Source organism: Streptomyces alboflavus (assembly GCF_000716675.1).
GTDB lineage: Bacteria > Actinomycetota > Actinomycetes > Streptomycetales > Streptomycetaceae > Streptomyces > Streptomyces alboflavus.
In genome coordinates, this window is the sequence record NZ_JNXT01000001.1 from 85,480 (window position 1) to 105,555 (window position 20,076).

Sequence of the window (20,076 nt, forward strand, 5' to 3'; positions counted from 1 at the left end):
GGCCGCACACTTGTGTGCGTCGTGGGGCGGGGTGAGACTGCCCGACATGACCATGGGGAGCGGCAAGGGGAGCGCGCTGCGCGACCTGGGCCTGGGGGAGGCGGACGAGCGGGTGTACGGGGCGCTGCTGCGGCAGCGGGCCCCGGCGCCCCGCGACGCGGAGCAGCTGCGGCGGGAACTGGGGCTCACGCGAGGGCAGTTGGAGCTTTCGCTGTCCCGGCTGCGGGAGCACGGGTTCACGGTGCCGTACGCGGATCCGGACGAGGGTCGGGGCGCGGGTGAGGCCTTCGACCGGGCCGTGCTGCCGCGTCCGGTGCCGCCCGCGCCCGCCGTACGGGCCCTGATCCATCGAAGACAGGCGGAACTGCACGCCCAGGCGGCGGAGTTGGAGCGGCTGCGGCGCCAGGCCGACGAGATCGCCGAGCGTCTCGAACCCGCCGTGGCCCTCGCGCCCGGCGCGGTCGCGGCCGTGGAGGCGGTGAGCGGTCCCGGCGCCATCGTGCGGCACGTGGACCAGCTGCTGGCCCGCGCCGAGAAAGAGGTCCTGATCCTCGACCGGCCGCCCTACCTCAACCCGTGGGCGGTCGCGGGCGCCGACCCCGGCACCGGCATCGCGGCCCTGCTCGAACGCGGGGTCGGCGTGCGGGTGGTGCTCGCCCGTGAGGGGCTCGCGCTCCCCGGCCGGACCAGGCTGCTCGGGCCGCTGGTCGACCGGGGGCTCGCGGTGCGGGTCGCGGCCGACGTGCCCACCAAGCTGATCGCGGTGGACGGCAGGGACGCGCTGCTGCCGCCCGCGGCCGGCGCCGATCCGACCCGCACGGCCGTCGTCGTACGGGACACGCTGCTCCAGCACGTCTTCCGGCCGCTCTTCGAGGCGTTGTGGGAGCGGGCGTTACCGCTCGGCGGCGGCGGGCCGCGCCTCTCCGACGAGCACCGGGATCTGCTCGGCCTGCTGGCGGGCGGCTTCAAGGACGAGGCGATCGCGCGCCGCCTCGGCGTCCATGTGCACACCGCGCGCCGCCGCATCAGCCGACTGCTCGACGAACTGGGCGCCGACACCCGTTTCCAGGCCGGCGCCCAGGCCGCGTTGCGGGGCTGGCTCACGGGCCCCTAGGGCCCGTGCGGTCTTCGCGGTCTCAGAAGTTGAAGACCTTGCCCTGGCCCGCCGTCATCGCGCAGGGGTTGGCGAAGGTGTGCTCGTAGGAGACCCGGCGGCCCTCCCAGACGCCCTGCGCCGTCACCACGATCGGGTTCCACTCCTTGGTGCAGACGGCGTTCGTCGCGGCCTTGGTCACCTTGTCGAACTTGCCGCCGACCGCGTGCAGTTGGGCGCAGGCTCCGGGCGCGTCGGGGTGGCTGCCGACGCCGGTGGAGGAACAGCCGAGGGTCACGGCCCGCTGGATCGAGGCGTCGGCGGCGTTGGCGCCGTAGCCGACGGTGAGCACCAGCTCGGAGGGCGCGAAGCCACTCGCGGCGGCGGGCGCAGCGGTGGCCGCGGGCGCCGGAGCGGCGGTGGCCGCGGTGGCCAGGCCGCCGAGCGCGAGAGCGGCGCCCAGCGCGATCCCCCCAGAGATGTACCGCATTTCGAACACTCCCTTGCTTGTTGTTGCGAATAACGAACGGATCGGACCGGAGTCTTGCCGAAGGCGACAGCGAAAGCACATCGGCCGCTGACTTTCAGTCGTTGGTTGAGAACTGTGTGTAGTGGCGTGAAGTGATGATCCTTCACGGTCGGTTGAGGTCTGGTGCACCACGCGTGACCGGCGGGAAGGGGGGAATCGGGGGAAGTTTCCCCGATAGCCGGAATGCGGGGCTGTGGGGCGCGGAAGTGGAGTGCGTCACCCCGCCCGGGTCCTTTCGGTGCGGCGGGAATGGCCGGATCAGGAGTGCGGACGAGATTTTGTGAATGCATTCACAAGCCCGCAAGGGCCTTTGGCCCTTCGGCGTTCACGCAGGTGAGAGATCGTTTTCTGCGGAATTTCGTGCTGCGGGAAGGACTTTCTCCCTCTCGGGTCAGGGCTTTTTCTTGATCTCCGGGCGGTGTCGCGGAGGTCGAATGGAGAGGTCACCACAGGGGTCTGAAGAGGGAGTACCTGCCATGGAGACGAAGGAGACGCAGGCCGAGGACGCGCGCGCCGAGGAGGTGCGTGCCGAGGAGGTGCGCGCCGAGGACGTGCGCGCCGAGGAGGCCGAGGAGATGGTCGACGGTCTTGTCCGCAGGGCGGTCGCCGCGCTCGCCCGCTTCGAGTCCTACGACCAGGAACAGGTCGACCACATCGTCACGAAGGCCTCCCTGGCGGCGCTGAACGCGCACGGGGAGCTGGCCCGGCTGGCGGTCGAGGAGACCGGGCGCGGCCTCTTCGAGGACAAGGCCGTGAAGAACCTCTTCGCGTGCGAGCACGTCGTGAACTCGATGCGCGGCCTGAGGACCGCGGGGGTGATCTCCCGCGACGAGCTGAACGGCATCACCGAGATCGCCGAACCGGTCGGCGTGGTCTGCGCGATGACCCCGGTCACCAACCCCACCTCCACCACCGTCTTCAAGGCCCTCATCGCCCTGAAGACCCGCAACCCGATCGTCTTCGCCTTCCACCCGAGCGCCCAGAAGTGCTCCGCCGAGGCCGCCCGCATCGTGCGCGACGCCGCGGTCGCGGCCGGGGCGCCCGAGGACTGCGTGCAGTGGATCGAGGCCCCGTCGATGGCGGCCACCGGCCTCCTCATGCGCCACGAGGGCGTCTCCACCATCCTCGCCACCGGCGGCAACGCGATGGTCCGCGCCGCCTACTCCTGCGGCAAGCCCGCACTCGGCGTCGGCGCGGGCAACGTACCCGCGTACATCACTCGCGGCGCCAAGCTGAACCGCGCCGTGCACGACGTCGTGCTCTCCAAGGCCTTCGACAACGGCATGATCTGCGCCTCCGAGCAGGCGGTCATTCTCGACCGGGAGGTGTACGACGCGGGGATCGCCGAATTCCAGCGGCTCGGCGCGTACGTGGTGTCGGCGGCCGAGAAGACCAAGCTGGAGGAGTTCGTCTTCGGCACCACGGCGTTCGCCGCGAACTGCGCGGGCGCGAGGCTGAACGCGGACGTCGTCGGGAAGTCCGCGCACTGGATCGCCGAACAGGCCGGGTTCGAGGTGCCGGAGAGCACCCAGATCCTGCTCGCCGAGTGCGCGGAGGTCGGCGAGGGCGAGCCGCTGACCCGCGAGAAGCTGTCGCCCGTCCTGGCCGTGCTGAAGGCGGAGTCGACCGAGCGGGGGCTCGAACTCGCCGCGCGGATGGTCCAGTTCCACGGCCTCGGGCACAGCGCCGCCATCCACACCGAGGACGAGGCGCTCGCGGAGGAGTTCGGCAGGCGCGTCAAGGCGGTCCGCGTCATCGTCAACGCGCCCTCGACCTTCGGCGGCATCGGCGACGTCTACAACGCCTTCCTGCCCTCGCTCACCCTCGGCTGCGGCAGTTACGGACACAACTCGGTGTCGAACAACGTCTCCGCGGTCAACCTCGTCAACGTCAAGCGGATCGGACGGCGGAACACCAACATGCAGTGGTTCAAGGTCCCGCCGAAGATCTACTTCGAGCGCAATGCGCTGCGCCACCTCGGCGAGATGGAGGGCGTCGAGCGCGTCTCGATCGTGACCGACCGGACGATGTCCGACCTCGGCTTCGTACGGAAGGTCACCGACATCCTGGGCGCCCGCCCGGAGCCGGTCACCGTGCAGGTCATCGACGACGTCGAGCCCAACCCGGAACTCGCCACCGTGCGCGCGGGCGCCGCCCGCATGCGGGACTTCAGGCCGGACACGATCATCGGCCTCGGCGGTGGTTCGCCGATGGACGCGGCCAAGGTCATGTGGCTGATGTACGAGCACCCCGAGGTCGAGTTCGCCGACACCAAGGAGAAGTTCTTCGACATCAGGAAGCGGGCTTTCCGCTTCCCTGGCCTGGGGGAGAAGGCGCGGATGGTCGCCATTCCAACGACCTCGGGCACCGGCTCGGAGGTGACCCCCTTCGCCGTCATCTCCGACCCCGAGGCCGCGCAGAAGTACCCGCTCGCCGACTACGCCCTCACCCCGAGCGTCGCCATCGTCGACCCGGTCCTGCCGCTCAGGCTGCCCCCGGCCGTCACCGCCGACTCCGGCTTCGACGCCCTGACCCACGCCACCGAGGCGTACGTCTCCGTGTACGCCAACGACTACACCGACGGGCTCTGCCTCCAGGCCATCAAGCTGATCTTCGAGAACCTGGAGCGGTGCGTGGTGAACGGGGCGGACGACCCCGAGGCCCGCGAGAAGATGCACAACGCCTCGACCGTCGCGGGCATGGCCTTCGCCAATGCCTTCCTCGGCCTCGTGCACGCGATGGCGCACACGCTCGGCAACACGTTCCACGTTCCGCACGGCCGCACCAACGCGGTGCTGCTGCCGCATGTCATCCGGCACAACGGCACCGTGACCGGCAAGGCCACGCCCTGGCCCAAGGCCGAGGTGTACCGGGCGCCGGAGCGGTTCCAGGAGATCGCCCGGATGCTGGGCCTTGCGGCGGCCACGCCGGAGGAGGGGGTCGAGTCCTACGCCCGGGCCGTCGAGGAGCTGCGGGCTCGGTGCGGGATTCCTGCCTCCTTCCGGGAGGCGGGGGTGGACGAGGTCGCCTTCATCGATGCGCTGCCTCAGCAGGTGAGGAACGCTTACGCGGATCAGTGCGCGCCTGCCAATCCGCGGATGCCGGTTCTCTCCGAGATGGAGCAGTTGATGCGGCGGGCGTTTTACGGGGTGGAGGGTGCGGTCTGAGGTTCGTTGTCCCCTGCGGGGGTTGGGGGTTGAGCGCGCAGTTCCCCGCGCCCCTGACGGGCCGCGGGGAACTGCGCGACCAGCCCCCACGACCCGCGGACGGAGCAGCTACCGCTTGGGCCAGTACCAGAGCGGCTCGTCCAGAAGGCTCTCGCGGCCCGCGACCTTCGTCTCGCCCGACTCCTTGACCAGTTCTACGGAGTTGACGTCCACGCGGTGGCGGCGGGCGCCCTTCGCCACCGCCTCCGCCAGCGGGTCGGCGTGGGTGACCAGGACGATCTGGGTGTCCTTGGCCGCGTGCAGGATCAGGTCCGCGAGGGGGCGCAGCAGGTCCGGGTGGAGGCTGGTCTCCGGCTCGTTCAGGACCAGGAGCGAGGGCGGCCGGGGCGTGAGCAGCGCGGCCGCCCACAGCAGATAGCGCAGCGTCCCGTCGGACAGCTCGGCCGCGCCGAGGGGGCGGTTCAGCCCCCGCTGGTGCAGCCGCACCTCGAACCGCCCGCCGTTGTCCTCGACCCGCACCCGCGTGCCCGGGAACGCGTCGTCCACAGCCGCGTCGAGCGCCCCCGTGTCGCCGATCTCGCGGATGGTCTGCAGGGCCGCCGCCAGGTCGGCGCCGTCGTGGCCGAGCACCGGCGTGCGGGTGCCGACGCGGGCGGCGCGGGCGGGCGCGTCGGCGTCGGTGCGGACGTGGTCGTAGAACCGCCAGGAGCGGATCAGCTCGCGCAGCCGGAGCAGGTCGGGCGCGAGCTGCGGGTCCGCCAGCTCGCTCAGCATGCTGTCGTACGGCCGCAGGCCCTGCGTGCGGTGCCAGCCGCCGTCCGCCGTCCGCGTGCGCACCGCCGGGCCCGCGCGGTCGCAGAGCAGTGCGGCGGGGCGGAGCACCGGGCCCGCCCAGGTGCACTCCCGTTTGATCTCCGGGTCCAGGTTGAACAGGGACGGGGTCGCGCCCTCTCCCGACGTGGGGACGGGGTGCCCGAAGTCGACCGCGTAGCCGAACTCGTCGCCCGCGAAGCCCAGGCGCATGCTCGTCGCCTCCGCCTTGGCCTGTCCTGCCCACAGGGCGGAGGGGAGGCCGCCCTCTCTGGCCAGGGCGGCGACGGCGCCCCCGCTCGCGGAGTCCGCCAGCAGGCGAAGGGCTCTGTACAGGCTGGACTTGCCCGTGCCGTTGGCGCCTGTGATGACGTTCAGGCGGTCCAGGGGGACGATCAGTTTGCGCAGGGAGCGGTAGTTTTCGACGGCGAGTGTGCGGATCATGGTCTTCAGGGTTGCAGGTGGGTCTGACAGTCACACGGGGCTGCGCCCCTGGCCCCCCTTTTCGGCGCTTCGCGCCTCGTCCTCAAACGCCGGACGGGCTGACAGGTGCCTGGCTGGCAGCTGTTCGTCTGCGCGTCGCCACCAGCAGTGTCACCGCCGTTCCCGCCACCGCCCACGCCGAAAGCACCAGGAGCGGGCCCGTCACCGCGTTGCCCTGGAAGTACGCGATCGAGCGGGCCACCCAGGTGCCCGCGCCCGGTGGCAGGGCCGGGCCGATCGCCTCCCAGAACGGGGGCAGCATCGGCAGTGGGAAGGCGCCGCCCGCGCTGGGGTTGCCCGCCACCACGATGACGAGGACGGCCAGGCCGATGCCGACGACGCCCGTGATCGCCTCCAGGGCCAGCGTGAACGCGCCGACCGCGAAGGTGACCAGGGCGCCCAGGCCCCACAGGGCCATGATCGAGCCGGGCAGGGCGCCCAGGATCGGGCCGATGATGACCGCGCCGCCGAGCCCGCCCGCGAGGGCCAGCAGGGCCATGGCGCCGAGCCGGATCGCCGCACGCTGGGGGTTCGCGACCTTCGAGCCCGCGCTGATCGACATGATCGAGGCGCACAGATAGCCGCCCACGCACCAGCCGACGACCAGGTAGAACGACGACAGGCCGTTGAAGTCCTGGGGCGAGGCCGCGGCGACGTCGACGGGCCGCACCGAGCGCTTCTCGGCGCCGTCGGCCTTGACGGCGATCATCTCCAGGGCGTTGGCGAGGGCCTTGCCGCCGCCGGAGGCGACCAGGAGGGTGTCGGTGGTGCCCCGGGGGTCGACGATCAGGGCGCCGTCGATCTTCCGGTCGATGATCTGCCGACGCGCCTCCGCCTCGTCCTTGACCACGCGCGGGTCCAGTGGCTCGCCGGGCAGCTTCGCCAGCTTGTCCCTGGTCTGCGCGGCCGCGTCGCCGGGCGCGACGACCCCGAAGGCCACGTCCCGCGGCTTCGGATGGTGCAGCGCGCCCACGTAGGAGGCGATGAACAGCAGCTGGAGGGCCAGCACACCGACGACCAGCAGGGCTGCTCGCGGGGTGACGGCGCTCTTCAACTCGTCGGCGAAGGTCATGCCCCCACGCTCCGAGGCGCCCGGGGGTCACGCAGGCGGGGTGGGCCGAATGGATGACGGGGCCGACCCGTCGGACAGGTCCTAGTGCGTGCGCACCAGGACACCGCAGCGGCTGGTCCGGGGGCACCAGGGCAAGACGGCGGCAGGTGACGATGCCCGGCAGGGGCGCCGGAGGCAACGGTGGGAAGCGCGCGAATCCCGCGCTTGCACGCACTTGTCTAGCGGCGTCTGGAGTGAGTTACAGGTGGCGACTTTTCTGTACCGGATCGGACGGTGGGCCTTCCGGCGGCGCCGTCTCGTGGGCGGTCTGTGGCTGGGGGCCCTGCTCCTCGCCGTGGTGGCCGCCGCCGTGGCGCCGGCCGCGGAGGAAGAGGACCTCTCCATGCCCGGCACCGAGTCGCAGGAGGCCTTCGACCTCCTCGACGAGCGCTTCCCCGAGAGCAACGCCCAGGGAGCCGAGGCCCGGTTGGTGTTCCAGGCTCCGGACGGACAGCGGGTGACGGCCAGGGAGAACAAGGCCGCCGTCGAGAACACCCTCGGATCGCTGGACGGAGGCGACCAGGTCGCGTCGACCACCGACCCGTACAGGACCGGAGCCGTCAGCAAGGACGGCACCATCGCCTACTCCACGATCACCTACAGCGCGGACGCCCGTGACCTGACCGCGGAGACCAAGAGCGCCCTGGAGGACGCCGCGAGCAAGGCCAGGGACACCGGGCTCACCGTGGAGATCGGCGGCTCGGCCCTGGAGGCGGAAGAGGCACCGGGCGGCACGACGGAGATCATCGGCGTCGCGGTGGCGGCCGTCGTCCTCGTCCTCACCCTCGGATCGCTGGTCGCGGCAGGCCTCTCGCTGCTCACCGCCTTCGTCGGCGTGGCCATCTCCTTCGGCCTCGTCTCCGCGCTCGCCGTGCCCCTCGGCCTGACGGACACCGTCGCCATCCTGTCGCTGATGCTGGGCCTCGCGGTCGGCATCGACTACGCCCTCTTCATCACCTCCCGCTACCGCGACGAACGCGCCCGCGGCAGCGACCCGGAAGAGGCCGCGGGCCGGGCGGCGGGCACGGCCGGGTCCGCCGTCGTTTTCGCCGGGGCGACCGTCTTCATCGCCCTGGTCGGCCTCGGCGTCGTCGGCATCCCCGAACTCACCAAGATGGGCCTGGGCGGCGCGGGCGCCGTGGCCCTCGCCGTACTCGTCGCACTGACCCTGGTCCCCGCGCTGTTCGGCTTCTTCGGCCGCCGCGTGCTGTCCCGCACCGCGCGCAGGGCCGACCGGCCGGGAAGCGCGCACCCGGCGTCCGCCGAGAACGGCCGCCCCGGGCTCGGCACCCGCTGGGCGCGGTTCGTGCTGCGCCGCCCCGTGGCCGTCCTGATGGTCGCGGGCCTCGGCCTCGGCGCCGTCGCGACCCCGGCGCTGAGCCTCGAACTCGGGCTGCCCGGGGACGAGTCCAAGTCGGTGGAGACCACCCAGCGCCGCGCCTACGACCTGCTGTCGGACGGCTTCGGGCCCGGCTTCAACGGACCCCTGACCGTCGTCGTGGACGCCTCGGACGCGGCGGACACACGGGCCGCCACGGACCAGGTCGTCAAGACCGTGCGGGACATGGACGGGATCGCCTCGGTCGGTGCCCCGGTGCTCAGCAAGACCAAGGACACGGCCGTCCTCACCGCCGTACCGAAGACCGCGCCCAACAGCGGCGACACCAAGGACCTCGTGAACGAGATCCGGGGCGCGGTCTCGGGCGTCGAGGCCGCCACGGGCGCCGGAGTCCTGGTGACCGGCAACACCGCGATGAACATCGACATCTCCGAGGCCATGTCCGACGCCCTCGTGCCCTATCTGGCCGTGGTCATCGGCCTCGCGGTGCTGCTCCTGATGGTGGTGTTCCGCTCGCTCCTGGTCCCGGTCAAGGCCGCGCTCGGCTTCCTGCTCTCGGTGGGTGCCGCCTTCGGCGTCCTCGTCGCCGTCTTCCAGTGGGGCTGGGGCGCGGACCTCCTTGGCATCGAACAGACCGGCCCCGTGATGTCGCTGATGCCGATCCTCGTCATCGGGATCGTGTTCGGCCTCGCCATGGACTACGAGGTCTTCCTGCTCACCCGGATGCGGGAGGCGTACGTCCACGGCGCGTCGCCCGGCGAGGCCGTCGTGACCGGATTCCGGCACAGCGGACGGGTGGTGGCCGCGGCGGCGATCATCATGGTCAGCGTGTTCGCCGGGTTCATCGGGATGAGCAGCCCCACCATCCAGACGATGGGCGTCGGCCTCGCCGCCGCCGTCGCCTTCGACGCCTTCGTGGTCCGCATGGCGATCGTGCCCGCGGTCCTCGCGCTGCTCGGCCACCGGGCCTGGTGGCTGCCCCGTATCCTGAGCCGTGTGCTGCCGAACGTGGACATCGAGGGCGAGAAGCTGAGCAGGCACGTCCCCGCCCCCGCGACCGCCCCGGACGCGGCGGCGCAGCCGCTCCCCGTCGGCCGGCACCGGTACTGAGCCGGCCATGACGCACACGGACGGCGGTGGCCCGCGACCGCGCGGCGCGTGGTGGCGGGAGGCAGTGGTCACGGCGACGGCGTTCGCGCTCTGCCTCCTCGGCGGTGTGCTGCGGGACGACGACGGACCCCTGTCACCGCCGTCCGTCGCCGCCTACTTCATCGCCGTGGTGTCCAGTGCCGTGCTGCCGCTGCGGCACCGGGCACCCCTGGCCGTCATGGCGGTCACCAGCGCGAGCGCCATGCTGGTGCCGCCCCTCGGCCTCCTGCTGAGCCCGCTCACCGTGGCCCCCGCCGTGATCACCGCCTACTCCTACGCCCGCACCGTGCGCAACGAACGGCGCGCGGCGGGCGCGGTCCTGCTCATCTCCGCGGCACTCCTGCTCGCCGCCACCCCCCTGTTCGGCGCGCTCTCCTGGAAGGACGCGAGCAGGGTGGCGGCGGTGGCGGCGTTCCCGCTGGTGGCCGGGGTGTTCGGGCGCTCGGTGCAGAACCGGCGGGCCTATCTGGCGGCCGTGGAGGAGCGGGCCCTGCGGGCCGAGGAGAGCCGGGACAGCGAGGCGCGCCGACGCGTGGCCGAGGAACGGGTGCGCATCGCCCGGGAGTTGCACGACCTGGTGGCCCATCAGATCACCCTGGCCAACGCGCAGGCCACGGTCGCCGCCCACCTCTTCGACACCCGCCCGGAGCAGACCCGCAAGAGCCTCAAGGAACTCGTCGAGACCACCAGCGACGCGCTGGACGACCTGCGGGCCACGGTCGGCCTGCTGCGCCAGACCGGGGACACGGAGTCCGGGGACCCGGCCGCGCCCGCCGAACCCGCGCCCGGCCTGTCCCGGCTGCCCACGCTCCTGGAGTCCTTCCGCCGCGCGGGCCTTGACGTGTCGGTGCACCAGGACGGCACGGCGAGGCCGCTGCCACCGGGAGCGGACCTCACCGCCTACCGCATCGTCCAGGAAGCCCTCACCAACGTCACCAAGCACGCCGGCACCGGCAGCGCCCGGGTGCACCTCGCCTGGAGCCGCGACCGCGTGACCGTCACCGTCGCCGACGACGGAAGGGGCGGGCGTACAGCGCCGACCGCGGCCACCGGACCGGGTGCGGGCACGACGACGGACCGCCCGCCCGGCTACGGTCTGATCGGGATGCGCGAACGTGCCACCGCGATCGGCGGCCGGCTCTCCGCGGGCAGACGCCCGGAGGGCGGCTTCCTCGTCCGTGCCCAACTGCCCCTGCCGCCCGCCAAGGACACCACGCGCACGACCGACGGAGCCACGACCATCGAGGGACACATGCCGGACACAGCGAAGGACGACGGGAGTACGGGCGAGCGCGAGGCCGGAGGCGCGCCATGACCCTGCGCGTGCTGCTCGCCGACGACCAGGCCCTGCTGCGCGGGGCCTTCCGGCTGCTCCTCGACTCCGCCGACGACATCACCGTGGTCGGCGAGGCCGCCGACGGCAGGGAGGCGGTGCGGCTCACCCGGCAGCTGCGCCCGGACGTGGTGATCATGGACATCCGGATGCCCGAGGTGGACGGCCTCACCGCCACCTCGCAGATCTGCGCGGACCCCGAACTGCGGGGCAGCCGCATCCTGATCCTCACCACGTACGAGACCGACGAGTACGTCGCGCAGGCGCTGCGCGCGGGGGCCGGAGGCTTCATCGGCAAGGGCATCGGGGCCGAGGACCTGCTGGCGGCCGTGCGGACGATCGCCGACGGCGACACCCTGCTGTCCCCGGCCGCGACCCGCTCCCTGGTGACCCGGTTCCTGGCCACGCCCGACGAGGCCCCGACGCGCCGCCCCGAGCAGCTCGCCGTACTCACCCCGCGCGAGCGCGAGATGGTGGCCCTGGTCGCGACCGGCCTGTCCAACCAGGAGATCGCCGAGCAGATGTTCCTCAGCCCCTTCACCGTCCGCGCCCACGTCCAGCGCGCCATGACGAAGCTGGAGGCCCGCGACCGGGCCCAGCTCGTCGTCATCGCCTACCGGACGGGCCTGGCCCGGGCGACCGGCGACTAGGGCCTGTCCGATGGGCCGGCACGGCGCCGCGCCGGCCCGTCGGACAGGCCCTGGCTCACGGCGCCGGGGCGAACTCGGGCAGCGTCAGGGCCGAGTGGGCCGGTCGTGCCGTCGCCGACGGCATGGCGTCGAGGCCGCGCAGCATGGTGTTGCGTCGCTCCAGGGCCTCGGCCGTCGTGGGGAAGAGCGTGGCCCCGCCGTTGTCGACCAGGGCCTGGTTCAGGGTCACGAAATCGCGGACACCGTGCTCGTACGCGGTGAGGGCCGCGGCGGGGTCCCGGTGCGCGGCCAGGGAGTGGGCGAGCACGTAGGCGCCGACGAGCGCGAGGCTCGACCCCTGGCCGGTCAGGAACGAGGGGGCGTACGCGGCGTCGCCGACGAGGACGACGCGGCCGCTCGACCAGTGGGGCATGCGGATCTGTCCCGCCGTGTCGAAGAACAGGTCGTCCGCGCCGCGCAGGGCCTCGACCATGGCCGGGACCTCCCATCCGGCGTCGGCGAACACCGCGGCGACCAGGTCCCGTTGGGCGTCCGGGTCCCTGCGGGCGGCGAGCGGCGGTCGCGGCCGGTGGAAGGTCAGGAAGGCGTGCAGCTCGTCGCCCCCGGTGGCGTAGAGGGCCGCGGCCCTGCCCGGGGTGTTCCACATCATGAGCTCGCGGGAGAGCCCGAAGGCGTTCGGCATGGTGAAGACGGCGAAGCACTGACCGAGGTGGCGGTGGAAGCGCTCCTCGGGGCCGAACAGGGAGTTCCGGGTGGCCGAGTGCATGCCGTCGGCGCCGACGACCAGGTCGAACGTGCGCTGCCGCCCGCTGCGGAACGTCACGTCGACCCCGTGCCCGGACTGGTCGAGGGTGTCGATGGAGTCGCGGAAGAGGAACTCCACGTCGTCGCGGACCAGCGCGTGCAGGACCTCGGCCAGATCCCCGCGACGTACCTCCAGGTCCTGTCCCTCGGCGCCGGCGGCGGCGCGCCCGTCGACCGAGGCCACGGTCGAGCCGTCGGCGTCGAGGAAGGTGAAGCGGCGCAGGTCGATGTGCGCGTCCCGCAGCCGCGGCAGGATCCCCATCCGCCGGACCACCTCCGTCGCGGTGCCGCGGATGTCGACCGGGTAGCCGCCGCCGCGCAGCGCCCCCGCCTTCTCCACCACCGTGACCGTGTGTCCGGAGCGGCGCAGCCAGTACGCCAGGGCGGGCCCGGCGATGCTGGCGCCCGAGATCAGGACGGTGCGCCGCGCGGCCGCCGTCCTCGTGTTCATCGACAGATCGACAGAGGTCATGCCTGGGTTCCCTTCTTGGTGACGCGGACGACGAGCAGTGCCAGGGCGGCGACGAGACCGGCGACGACGAAGCCGGTGGCGAAGGCCGATTCGGCCGGCAGACCCGTCCGGTCGGCCCCGGCGTCGAGGATCGCGCCGCCGACCTGGCCGCCGATGGCGACGCCGATCACCCGGGTCACCACGAGCAGGCCGGTGGCGATGCCGGTGTCCTCGGTCTCGACGGCGGTGGCGGCGCGGGTGAGCAGCGCCGTGGACGCGACGCCCGCGGCGATCGCGGTCAGCACCTTCGCGAGGGCGAGCTGCCACTGAGCGGTGTGCAGCGACGCCAGGGCGAGCGTCGTGGCCGTCGTGACGACGGCGCCCGCGACGAGCACGGTACGCAGACCGAGGCGCCGCGCCGCGACCCCGCCGACGGAGTCGCTGACCGCCCCGGCGACGGCTCCGGGCAGCAGGAGCAGGCCGATCTCGGTGGTGCCGAGCCCGAAGCCGTACCCGTCGGCCTCCAGCGCGAACAGCTGCGGGAGCAGGAAGGCCACCATCCCGAAGGCGGCGGTGACGACGAAGGTGAGCACGCACGAATGCCAGATGGCGGGCCGGGCCAGCATGCGCAGATCGACCATCGGCGAGGCCGCCCGGCGCTCGACGACGACCCAGCCCGTCGCGAGGGCGACCACGACCAGCGCGAGGGCACCGACCGCGAGGGGCGGCAGGCCGGAGCCCGTCACCTTCACGAGCCCGAGCATGAACACGAGCAGCGTGCCGCTCAGGAGCACCACGCCGGGCCAGTCGATCCCGGTGTCCGCCCGGACCGGCGGATCGTGCGGCAGCAGCCGCGCCACGGCCGCCGTCGTCACGACGATCGCGACGGTCGGCAGCGCGAACATCCAGTGCCAGGAGAGCCCGTCGGAGATCGGCCCCGCGCTCAGCGTCCCCACCATGCCGCCGCCCGTGAACAGCGCCATGACCAGGCCGATCGCCAGCCGTGACGCAGCCGGCGAGAGGTGTTTGCGTACGAGGATGAAGGAGAGGGGCAGCGCGCCGACCATGACGCCCTGCAGCACCTGGCCGACCAGGAGCACCGGCAGGTTCGGCGCCAGGGCGGCCAGCGAGCCGCCGGCCGAGACCACGGCCATCAGCAGGACGAGGACGCGTTTGCCGCCGTAGCGGTCGCCGAGCTTGCCCGCGACGGGTGCGACGACCGCACCGGTGATCAGTAACGTGTTGCCGATGAGGGCCCCTTCGGCGGGGCTGACCCCCAACTCGCTCTGCAGCTGGGGGAGCGCGGGCTCCACCACGGACTGCAGGGTGCCGAGGGCGAGCGCCAGGATGCCGAGGGCCGCGATCGAGAACCTCCCGACGCGGGCCGGGGGAAGGACAGTTACGGACATGGGTGTCCCGTTCGTCGTGGGGTGCGGGCGAGCGCGCTCACCTGCGGGATGCGCGCGTCTCCCACACTCGCCTCCGGCCCCCCGGCCGGGCATCGTCCCCCGCCGCCGTCTTCCCCTGGTGCGCCCGGACCAGCCCGGACCCGCCCTGGTGCCTGCGCACTACGGGCCGGTGCGGGGCCCGGCTCCCGAAAGGCGCGGTGCCCCGCCGCGTCCTGCCGGCGTCACCATGACCGCGATGACCTGCCCGTCGAGCCGGGGTGGGTGAGGACCAGCGGTTCAAGGCGGCGGGCCACCAGGTTGACCGCGCCGTCGGCCCGTTCGATGCGGCCGTGGACCAAGAGGCCGGCGTTGTCGACGGCGAGCTTCATATGGGCGTCCCAGACCGGCGGGGGCACGATCACGTTCGTCATGCCGGTCTCGTCCTCGATGTTGAGGAAGCAGGTGCCCTTCGCGGTGGGCGGGCGCTGGCGGTGCGTGACGAGGCCGCCGATGGTGACCGGGGTGCCGCCCGGCAGCCGCCGCACCTCGGCCGCGGTCACCACACCGCCCGCCTCCAGGTGGGCGCGGAGGTGCTGCACGGGGTGGCTGTCGGGGCTCGACCCGGTGGCCCACAGGTCGGCGAAGGTCTGCTCCACCGCGGTCATGGCGGGCAGGTCCGGGGCCGTGGGCGGGGTGGTCGCCCCGGGTAGGAAGCTGTCGTCGACACCGGCCAACGCCCCGGCCGCCCACAGCGCTTCACGCCGGTCCACGCCGAACGCGGCGAGTGCGCCCGCGGTGGCGAGGTTCTCCAGGACCCTTGCGGACAGCCGGGTGCGCCGGGCGAAGTCCTCGAGGTCCCGGTACGGCCGTCCGGCGACGACCTCCGCCGCCGCCGCGTCCGACATCCCCCGTACCCCGCCGAGGCCGAGCCGGATGGCCCGGCCGCCCTGGGAGTCCCCGTCGGCCTCGAGCCCGGCCCGCGGACCCGAGCGGGTCACATCCACACCGTGGACCCGGACGCCGCGGCGGCGGGCGTCGCCGATCAGGGTGAGCGGCGAGTAGAAGCCCATGGGCTGGTTGGCGAGCACACCGGCGATGAACGCGGCCGGGTAGTGCAGCTTCAGCCAGGCCGAGGCGTACACGATGTGCGCGAGCGACTGGGAGTGCGACTCGGGGAAGCCGTAGCCCGAGAACGCCTGGATCATCGTGTAGAGCTCCTCGGCGGCCTGCTCCGGAATGCCGCGCTCGGCCATCCCGGCGAGCAGCCGTCTGCGCAGCTCCGCGACCCGCTCGGGGGCGTGCTTGGCGGTGAGCGCCTTGCGCAGGGTGTCGGCCTCGCCGGGGCCGAGGCCCGCGCAGTCCATCGCGAGGAGCATCATCTGCTCCTGGTAGAGCGGGACTCCGAGAGTGCGCTTCAGGGCCCGCTCGGCGAGTGGGTGGGGGTAGCTCACCGGCTCGCTGCCGGCTCTTCGGCGCAGATACGGATGGACGGACCCGCCCTGGATCGGTCCGGGGCGGATCAGCGAGACGGCGACCACGAGGTCCTGGAAGTCACGGGGTCTCAGGCGCGGCAGCGTCGACATCTGCGCTCGTGATTCGACCTGGAAGAGACCCACGGTGTCCGCACGCGAGATCATCTCGAAGACGCCGGGGTCGTCGGCCGGTATGGACGCCAGGTCGTAGCGGACGTGGTGGTGTTCGGCGATCAGGTCGCAGGTCGTGTGCAGGGCGGACAGCATGCCGAGACCGAGCAGGTCGATCTTGACCAGGCCCGCCTCCTCCACGTCCTCCTTGTCGCCCTGCAGCACACTGCGGCCCTCGGCGGTGGCCCACTCGACGGGCATCACCTCGCCGATCGGGCGCCGGGTCAGCACCATGCCGCCGGAGTGCACACCGAGATGGCGGGGCAACCCGGTGAGTTCCGCTGCCAGTTCGCGTACGTCGTCGGGTATGTCGGCGTCCTCGCCCGGGGGTTCGTGATGCTGGATGTGCCGGGTCATCTCGTCGATCCGGCCGAGGGGGTAGCCGAGCCCGCGGGCGGCGTCGCGGACGGCGAGCCGGGGGCGGTACGTGATGATATTGGCGACCTGGGCGGCATGGCTGCGGCCCCAGCGTTCGTAGACGTACTGGATGGCCTTCTCGCGGTGGGCGTTCTCGAAGTCGATGTCGATGTCCGGGGTCTCGGCCCGCTCCAGGGAGAGGAACCGCTCGAAGAGCAGCTGGTGCTTGACCGGGTCCACGGCGGTGATGCCGAGGACGTAGCAGACGACGGAGTTGGCGGCGGAGCCCCGGCCCTGGCACCAGATGCCGTGGTCCATGGACCAGCGCACGATGTCCCACACGATCAGGAAGTAGCCGGCCATCTCGAGGCGGTCGATGACCGTGAGCTCGTGCTCCAGCTGGATCCAGGCCGTGTGCGCGCCGGCGCGCGGACCGTAGCGGCGCTCGGCGGCCTGGACGGCGAGCTCGCGCAGGTACGACATCTCGGTGTGGCCGGGCGGCGCGGGGAAGCCGGGCAGCTCGGGCCTGAGTTCGGCGAGGTCGACGCTGCAGGCGCGGCCGAGTTCCAGGGTGGCCTCCCGTACGCCGGGGTAGCGGGCCAGGCGCCGGGCCATGTCGTCGGGGGCGCGCAGATGCGCGGTGGGTGCCGGGGGCAGATGGCCGGCGGCGTGGTCCAGGTCCTCGCGGCGGCGCAGCGCGGTCAGGGCCTGGGCGAGCCGGGCGTCGCGCGGGCGGGCGTAGTGCACGGCGTTCGAGGCGACGACGGACAGGCCGAGTCGTCGGGCGGCGGCGTGCAGGGCGTCGTTGCGCGGGGTGTCGGTGGGCAGGGCGTGGTCGATCAGCTCGGCGTGCAGGTGCTCGGGGCCCAGAAGACCGAGGAGCGTTTCGAGGCGGCGCGCACCGGCCCCGGGGCAGCCGGTCAGGACTGCCAGGTGCCCGTCCCGTACCGCTCCGGCGAGCCGCGCCGGGTCGTGCGCCGGCTGCTGCTTGGCGCCGGCGAGCTGGGCGGCGCTGATGAGCGCGGACAGCTGGGTGAAGCCGGTCAGGTCACGGGCGAGGACGAGTACGGGCCCGTACGGCTCGGGCAGGCTCAACTCCGCTCCGTACACGGCGGAAAGGCCGTGCCTGCGCGCGGCGGAGGCCAGTCGGCGCGCGGCGTAGAGCCCGTCCCGGTCGGTCACGGCGAGCACCTCGACGCCGAGGCGTGCCGCCTCCGCCGCAAGCACCTCCGGGTCCGACGCGCCCTGCAGGAACGAGAACGAGGAGTGCACGTGCAGCTCGGCCCACCCGGCCGGGACCGGTGACGCGACGCGGCCCCGGGCGGGCAGCCGCAGCACCTCACCCATAGTGTGCCTCCGCCCACCATCGGCCCTGCTCAAGCACGAGCAGCCAGGCCGGGCCCGCCTCGGTGACGACCTGCATCCGGACCAGGCGGCGGGCCCGGACGGTGTTCCACCACTGCTCAAGTACCGGCCACGGCCCCGCCCAGCCCCGCACCGTGACGGGCCGGTGGCCCTTGACGATCAGCCGGGCCGGTGGCGCGGACAGGACCAGGCGTGCCGAGATCGCCACCGGCTCGCCCTGGGCGTCCAGCAGCCGGGCCTGCTCCAGCTGCGCGGGCACCCAAGCGGGGTACGGGGCGGGCAGCTGGCCGGGCCAGGGCCCGTCGGGCAGCCGGTTCTCGGGCGGTACGTCGCCGAAGGCCACGCGTATCGCCCGCTCCGCGGGTCCCCGGCCGCCGCCGAGCGCGACCCGGGTCACGGCGTCGTGCCCGAGCATCGCCTGCAGACGGGCGGCGGCGGCCTCCAGTTCCGCGATCCCCGACGCGCCGAACAGCTGCTGCTGGCGGCCGGTCGCCGCGCTCAGCGCCTCCGGGCGCAGCGCCAGCCGGACGATGCCCGCGGCGGGGCCGCCGTCGTCGGCCAGGGCGCCGGTCTCCTGCCAGGCGGCGAGCTGCCAGCGCACCCGCTCGGCGACCGCGAGCTCCGACAGCTTCCCCTCGTGCCGCCACAGCCGGGTCAGCCGCTTCCCGCCGGTGAGCTCGAGGGCGACCTCGATCCGGGCGCACACCGCGCCGGCCGCGGCAAGGCGTTCGTGCAGTTGCCGTGCGAGTTCCTTCGCCGCGAACGCGACCGGCTCGAGCAGGGCCACGGCCGGCTTGAACTGGTGGGCGACGGTGAGGTCCTGCCCGGGCGCCCGGGTGCTCAGGCCGCGCGCTTCGAGGCCGCGGGCGATGCGATGGGCGGCCGCGCCGTCCGTGCCGAAGCGGGCGGTCACCCTGTCGCCGGGCAGCGCCGCGAAGGCGCCCAGCGTGGGCAGTCCCATCCGGGTGAGGAGCACCGCGAGCTCAGGGCGGCCGAGCACTCCCACCGGGTACGGGGCGAGGAACCGAGCCGTCCGCCCCGCCGGGACGAGCCGGCCCTGACGGGCGGCGAGCGCGGCGGCGAAGACGGTGTCCGCGGCGCCCACGCGCACCGTGAAGCCGACGGCTGAGATCGCTTCGGTGATCCGGTCGGCGAGCGCTCGCTCGCCGCCGAAGTAGCGGGCGGGACCGTGCGCGGGCAGCACGAGCAGCCCGGGGCGGATCACCTCCCAACGGGGGGCGATGTGCTGCTCCAGGTGCTGCAGGACCGGTTCGAAGCAGCGGATCTCGCCCTCCACGTCCCGTTCGGACAGCTCAAGGCCGGGTGCCCGGCCGGTCGCCTGCCGCAGCCGCATCCCGCGCCGCACTCCGAGGGCCCGGGCGGCGGCGGAGCAGGCGACGATCTTCCCGCCGCCGACGACGGCGGTCGCCCGTGCCCCGTCGGGGTTGCTGCCGTCGGCGACGATGGGCCAGTCGGGCAACCAGGCACAGGCGACTCGTTCGATGGCACTCATCCGACGACGTGCAGACCGCCGTGGCGTGCTTCACCGGACGGCGCGGCATCGGGCGCGTCGGCCGGGGTGTCCACGGCATCAGGGATGTTCTCGAAGGGGCAGGCCCGTCCGTCAGGGCCGGGCAGCCACAGCCGGGCGGTGCGCGGCGCACCGCCCGCCGCGCCGCGGCCGGTGGCCACGACCTGCACGCGCCGGGCCCGCAGCAGCCCGTGCCCGGCGCCGACGCCTTCCCAGTGCGACGCGGTCACCGCCATCCGCAGCTCGGCACCCGCCCAGGCTCCCGTGGTGAGCAGTACCGCTCCGGTACGGCGCAGCACGGCCGCGAGCCGCCGGGCCTGCCGATCGGGAGCTGGGCCGAGCGGACCGAGCAGCAGCACCGGCACGGCCTCCGCGAGCGTGGCGACGACATCGGGCCAGCGTTTGCCGGGGTGGTCCACCCACAGTCCGGTGCCGACGTTCAACCCCATCGAATCGGCGGCGAGCACCCCCAGCTGGGGCAGCCCGACCACCGCCCACGCGCCCGCCTCGGCGGCGGCCGGTGCGGCGAGGGCGAGCAGCAGCGGGAGGTCCTGGCCCACGCTCACGGCCGAGCCGGGGCGCAGCCGGCCGCCGGGCAGGAGGCACTCAAGCTCGGAGGCCACCGGAAACCCGGCGCCGTTTCGCGCATCGTCCCTGCTGGGGACCGGTACTGCTGACGCCATGATTCGAGCATCGGACAACAGTTCGAATATTGCAAGACGAGTTCACCGGCGCCCCTGGGCCCCCGTCCGCCCCACGGGACCAACCCGCTTTGCCTGTAAGGGGATCGCCCTCCGAGTACGCCCTGGGTGAATTTTCTCGCCGGGGCGGGCCGGTGTGTCCGGCGGCGAGCGGCGGCGCATCGCCGCTCCC

General features: G+C 73.2%; 13 protein-coding genes. 5 read left to right on the forward strand and 8 right to left on the reverse strand.

Going from position 1 to position 20,076, the window contains the following annotated elements:
• Window positions 1–46: 46 nt before the first annotated feature.
• A complete protein-coding gene (locus tag OO63_RS00380) occupies window positions 47–1,114 on the forward strand; it encodes a hypothetical protein (protein ID WP_346009310.1) in 1,068 nt (355 codons plus the stop codon).
• 22 nt (window positions 1,115–1,136) lie between these two features.
• Here the strand turns inward: OO63_RS00380 and OO63_RS00385 are convergent, their stop codons facing one another.
• Window positions 1,137–1,583 carry a subtilase-type protease inhibitor gene (locus OO63_RS00385; RefSeq protein WP_030356103.1) on the reverse strand — a complete coding sequence of 149 codons (447 nt, stop codon included), beginning with the start codon at window positions 1,581–1,583 and terminating at the stop codon, window positions 1,137–1,139.
• 614 nt (window positions 1,584–2,197) lie between these two features.
• On the opposite strand from OO63_RS00385, the gene adhE reads away from it, so the two are divergent.
• Window positions 2,198–4,789 (forward strand): bifunctional acetaldehyde-CoA/alcohol dehydrogenase, encoded by a 2,592-nt coding sequence (gene adhE, locus OO63_RS00390; RefSeq protein WP_030356104.1) that lies wholly within the window; start codon window positions 2,198–2,200, stop codon window positions 4,787–4,789.
• Window positions 4,790–4,897: 108 nt separating this feature from the next.
• Here adhE and OO63_RS00395 read toward each other — a convergent pair whose 3' ends face one another.
• Together OO63_RS00395 and OO63_RS00400 are read right to left on the reverse strand one after the other, a co-directional pair.
• Window positions 4,898–6,043: an AAA family ATPase gene (locus OO63_RS00395; protein ID WP_030356105.1), complete on the reverse strand. Its 1,146-nt coding sequence runs from the start codon at window positions 6,041–6,043 to the stop codon at window positions 4,898–4,900.
• Window positions 6,044–6,125: 82 nt separating this feature from the next.
• Complete coding sequence (locus OO63_RS00400; RefSeq protein WP_030356106.1) at window positions 6,126–7,154, reverse strand: ABC-2 transporter permease; 1,029 nt, start codon at window positions 7,152–7,154, stop codon at window positions 6,126–6,128.
• Between the two features lie 244 nt (window positions 7,155–7,398).
• Between OO63_RS00400 and OO63_RS00405 the strand changes: the two genes are divergently transcribed.
• From OO63_RS00405 to OO63_RS00415, 3 genes are read left to right on the forward strand one after another with little or no spacing between them, the layout of a single operon-like run.
• Window positions 7,399–9,642 (forward strand): MMPL family transporter, encoded by a 2,244-nt coding sequence (locus OO63_RS00405; RefSeq protein WP_030356107.1) that lies wholly within the window; start codon window positions 7,399–7,401, stop codon window positions 9,640–9,642.
• A 7-nt stretch (window positions 9,643–9,649) separates the two neighbouring features.
• Window positions 9,650–10,996, forward strand: a complete 1,347-nt coding sequence (locus OO63_RS00410) for a sensor histidine kinase (RefSeq protein ID WP_030356108.1) — start codon at window positions 9,650–9,652, stop codon at window positions 10,994–10,996.
• Window positions 10,993–11,664, forward strand: coding sequence for a response regulator transcription factor (locus OO63_RS00415; protein ID WP_030356109.1), 672 nt, complete (start codon window positions 10,993–10,995; stop codon window positions 11,662–11,664). The genes OO63_RS00410 and OO63_RS00415 overlap by 4 nt, the downstream gene beginning before the upstream one ends.
• A 55-nt stretch (window positions 11,665–11,719) precedes the next feature.
• Here OO63_RS00415 and OO63_RS00420 read toward each other — a convergent pair whose 3' ends face one another.
• The 5 genes from OO63_RS00420 to OO63_RS00440 all read right to left on the reverse strand — a co-directional run bounded on the left by OO63_RS00420 (window position 11,720) and on the right by OO63_RS00440 (window position 19,886).
• Window positions 11,720–12,940, reverse strand: coding sequence for an FAD-dependent monooxygenase (locus OO63_RS00420; RefSeq protein WP_030356110.1), 1,221 nt, complete (start codon window positions 12,938–12,940; stop codon window positions 11,720–11,722).
• Window positions 12,937–14,328: an MFS transporter gene (locus tag OO63_RS00425; protein WP_030356111.1), complete on the reverse strand. Its 1,392-nt coding sequence runs from the start codon at window positions 14,326–14,328 to the stop codon at window positions 12,937–12,939. Before OO63_RS00425 ends, OO63_RS00420 begins: the two co-directional genes overlap by 4 nt.
• Window positions 14,329–14,549: 221 nt before the next feature.
• Window positions 14,550–17,654, reverse strand: a complete 3,105-nt coding sequence (locus tag OO63_RS00430) for an error-prone DNA polymerase (protein WP_030356112.1) — start codon at window positions 17,652–17,654, stop codon at window positions 14,550–14,552.
• Entirely contained in the window at window positions 17,647–19,185 is a 1,539-nt protein-coding gene (locus OO63_RS00435) for a DNA polymerase Y family protein (RefSeq protein ID WP_030356113.1), read from the reverse strand. Before OO63_RS00435 ends, OO63_RS00430 begins: the two co-directional genes overlap by 8 nt.
• Window positions 19,182–19,886, reverse strand: a complete 705-nt coding sequence (locus OO63_RS00440) for a hypothetical protein (protein WP_157853924.1) — start codon at window positions 19,884–19,886, stop codon at window positions 19,182–19,184. Before OO63_RS00440 ends, OO63_RS00435 begins: the two co-directional genes overlap by 4 nt.
• Window positions 19,887–20,076: the final 190 nt, after the last annotated feature.

What these genes read in the sequence shown, in the direction of transcription:
- OO63_RS00425 (WP_030356111.1), bottom strand. Translation starts at nt 14,328, where the DNA reads ATGTCCGTAACTGTCCTTCCCCCGGCCCGCGTCGGGAGGTTCTCGATC.
- OO63_RS00440 (WP_157853924.1), bottom strand. Translation starts at nt 19,886, where the DNA reads ATGGCGTCAGCAGTACCGGTCCCCAGCAGGGACGATGCGCGAAACGGC.
- OO63_RS00420 (WP_030356110.1), bottom strand. Translation starts at nt 12,940, where the DNA reads ATGACCTCTGTCGATCTGTCGATGAACACGAGGACGGCGGCCGCGCGG.
- OO63_RS00410 (WP_030356108.1), top strand. Translation starts at nt 9,650, where the DNA reads ATGACGCACACGGACGGCGGTGGCCCGCGACCGCGCGGCGCGTGGTGG.
- OO63_RS00400 (WP_030356106.1), bottom strand. Translation starts at nt 7,154, where the DNA reads ATGACCTTCGCCGACGAGTTGAAGAGCGCCGTCACCCCGCGAGCAGCC.
- OO63_RS00430 (WP_030356112.1), bottom strand. Translation starts at nt 17,654, where the DNA reads ATGGGTGAGGTGCTGCGGCTGCCCGCCCGGGGCCGCGTCGCGTCACCG.
- OO63_RS00385 (WP_030356103.1), bottom strand. Translation starts at nt 1,583, where the DNA reads ATGCGGTACATCTCTGGGGGGATCGCGCTGGGCGCCGCTCTCGCGCTC.
- OO63_RS00435 (WP_030356113.1), bottom strand. Translation starts at nt 19,185, where the DNA reads ATGAGTGCCATCGAACGAGTCGCCTGTGCCTGGTTGCCCGACTGGCCC.
- adhE (WP_030356104.1), top strand. Translation starts at nt 2,198, where the DNA reads ATGGTCGACGGTCTTGTCCGCAGGGCGGTCGCCGCGCTCGCCCGCTTC.
- OO63_RS00415 (WP_030356109.1), top strand. Translation starts at nt 10,993, where the DNA reads ATGACCCTGCGCGTGCTGCTCGCCGACGACCAGGCCCTGCTGCGCGGG.
- OO63_RS00395 (WP_030356105.1), bottom strand. Translation starts at nt 6,043, where the DNA reads ATGATCCGCACACTCGCCGTCGAAAACTACCGCTCCCTGCGCAAACTG.
- OO63_RS00380 (WP_346009310.1), top strand. Translation starts at nt 47, where the DNA reads ATGACCATGGGGAGCGGCAAGGGGAGCGCGCTGCGCGACCTGGGCCTG.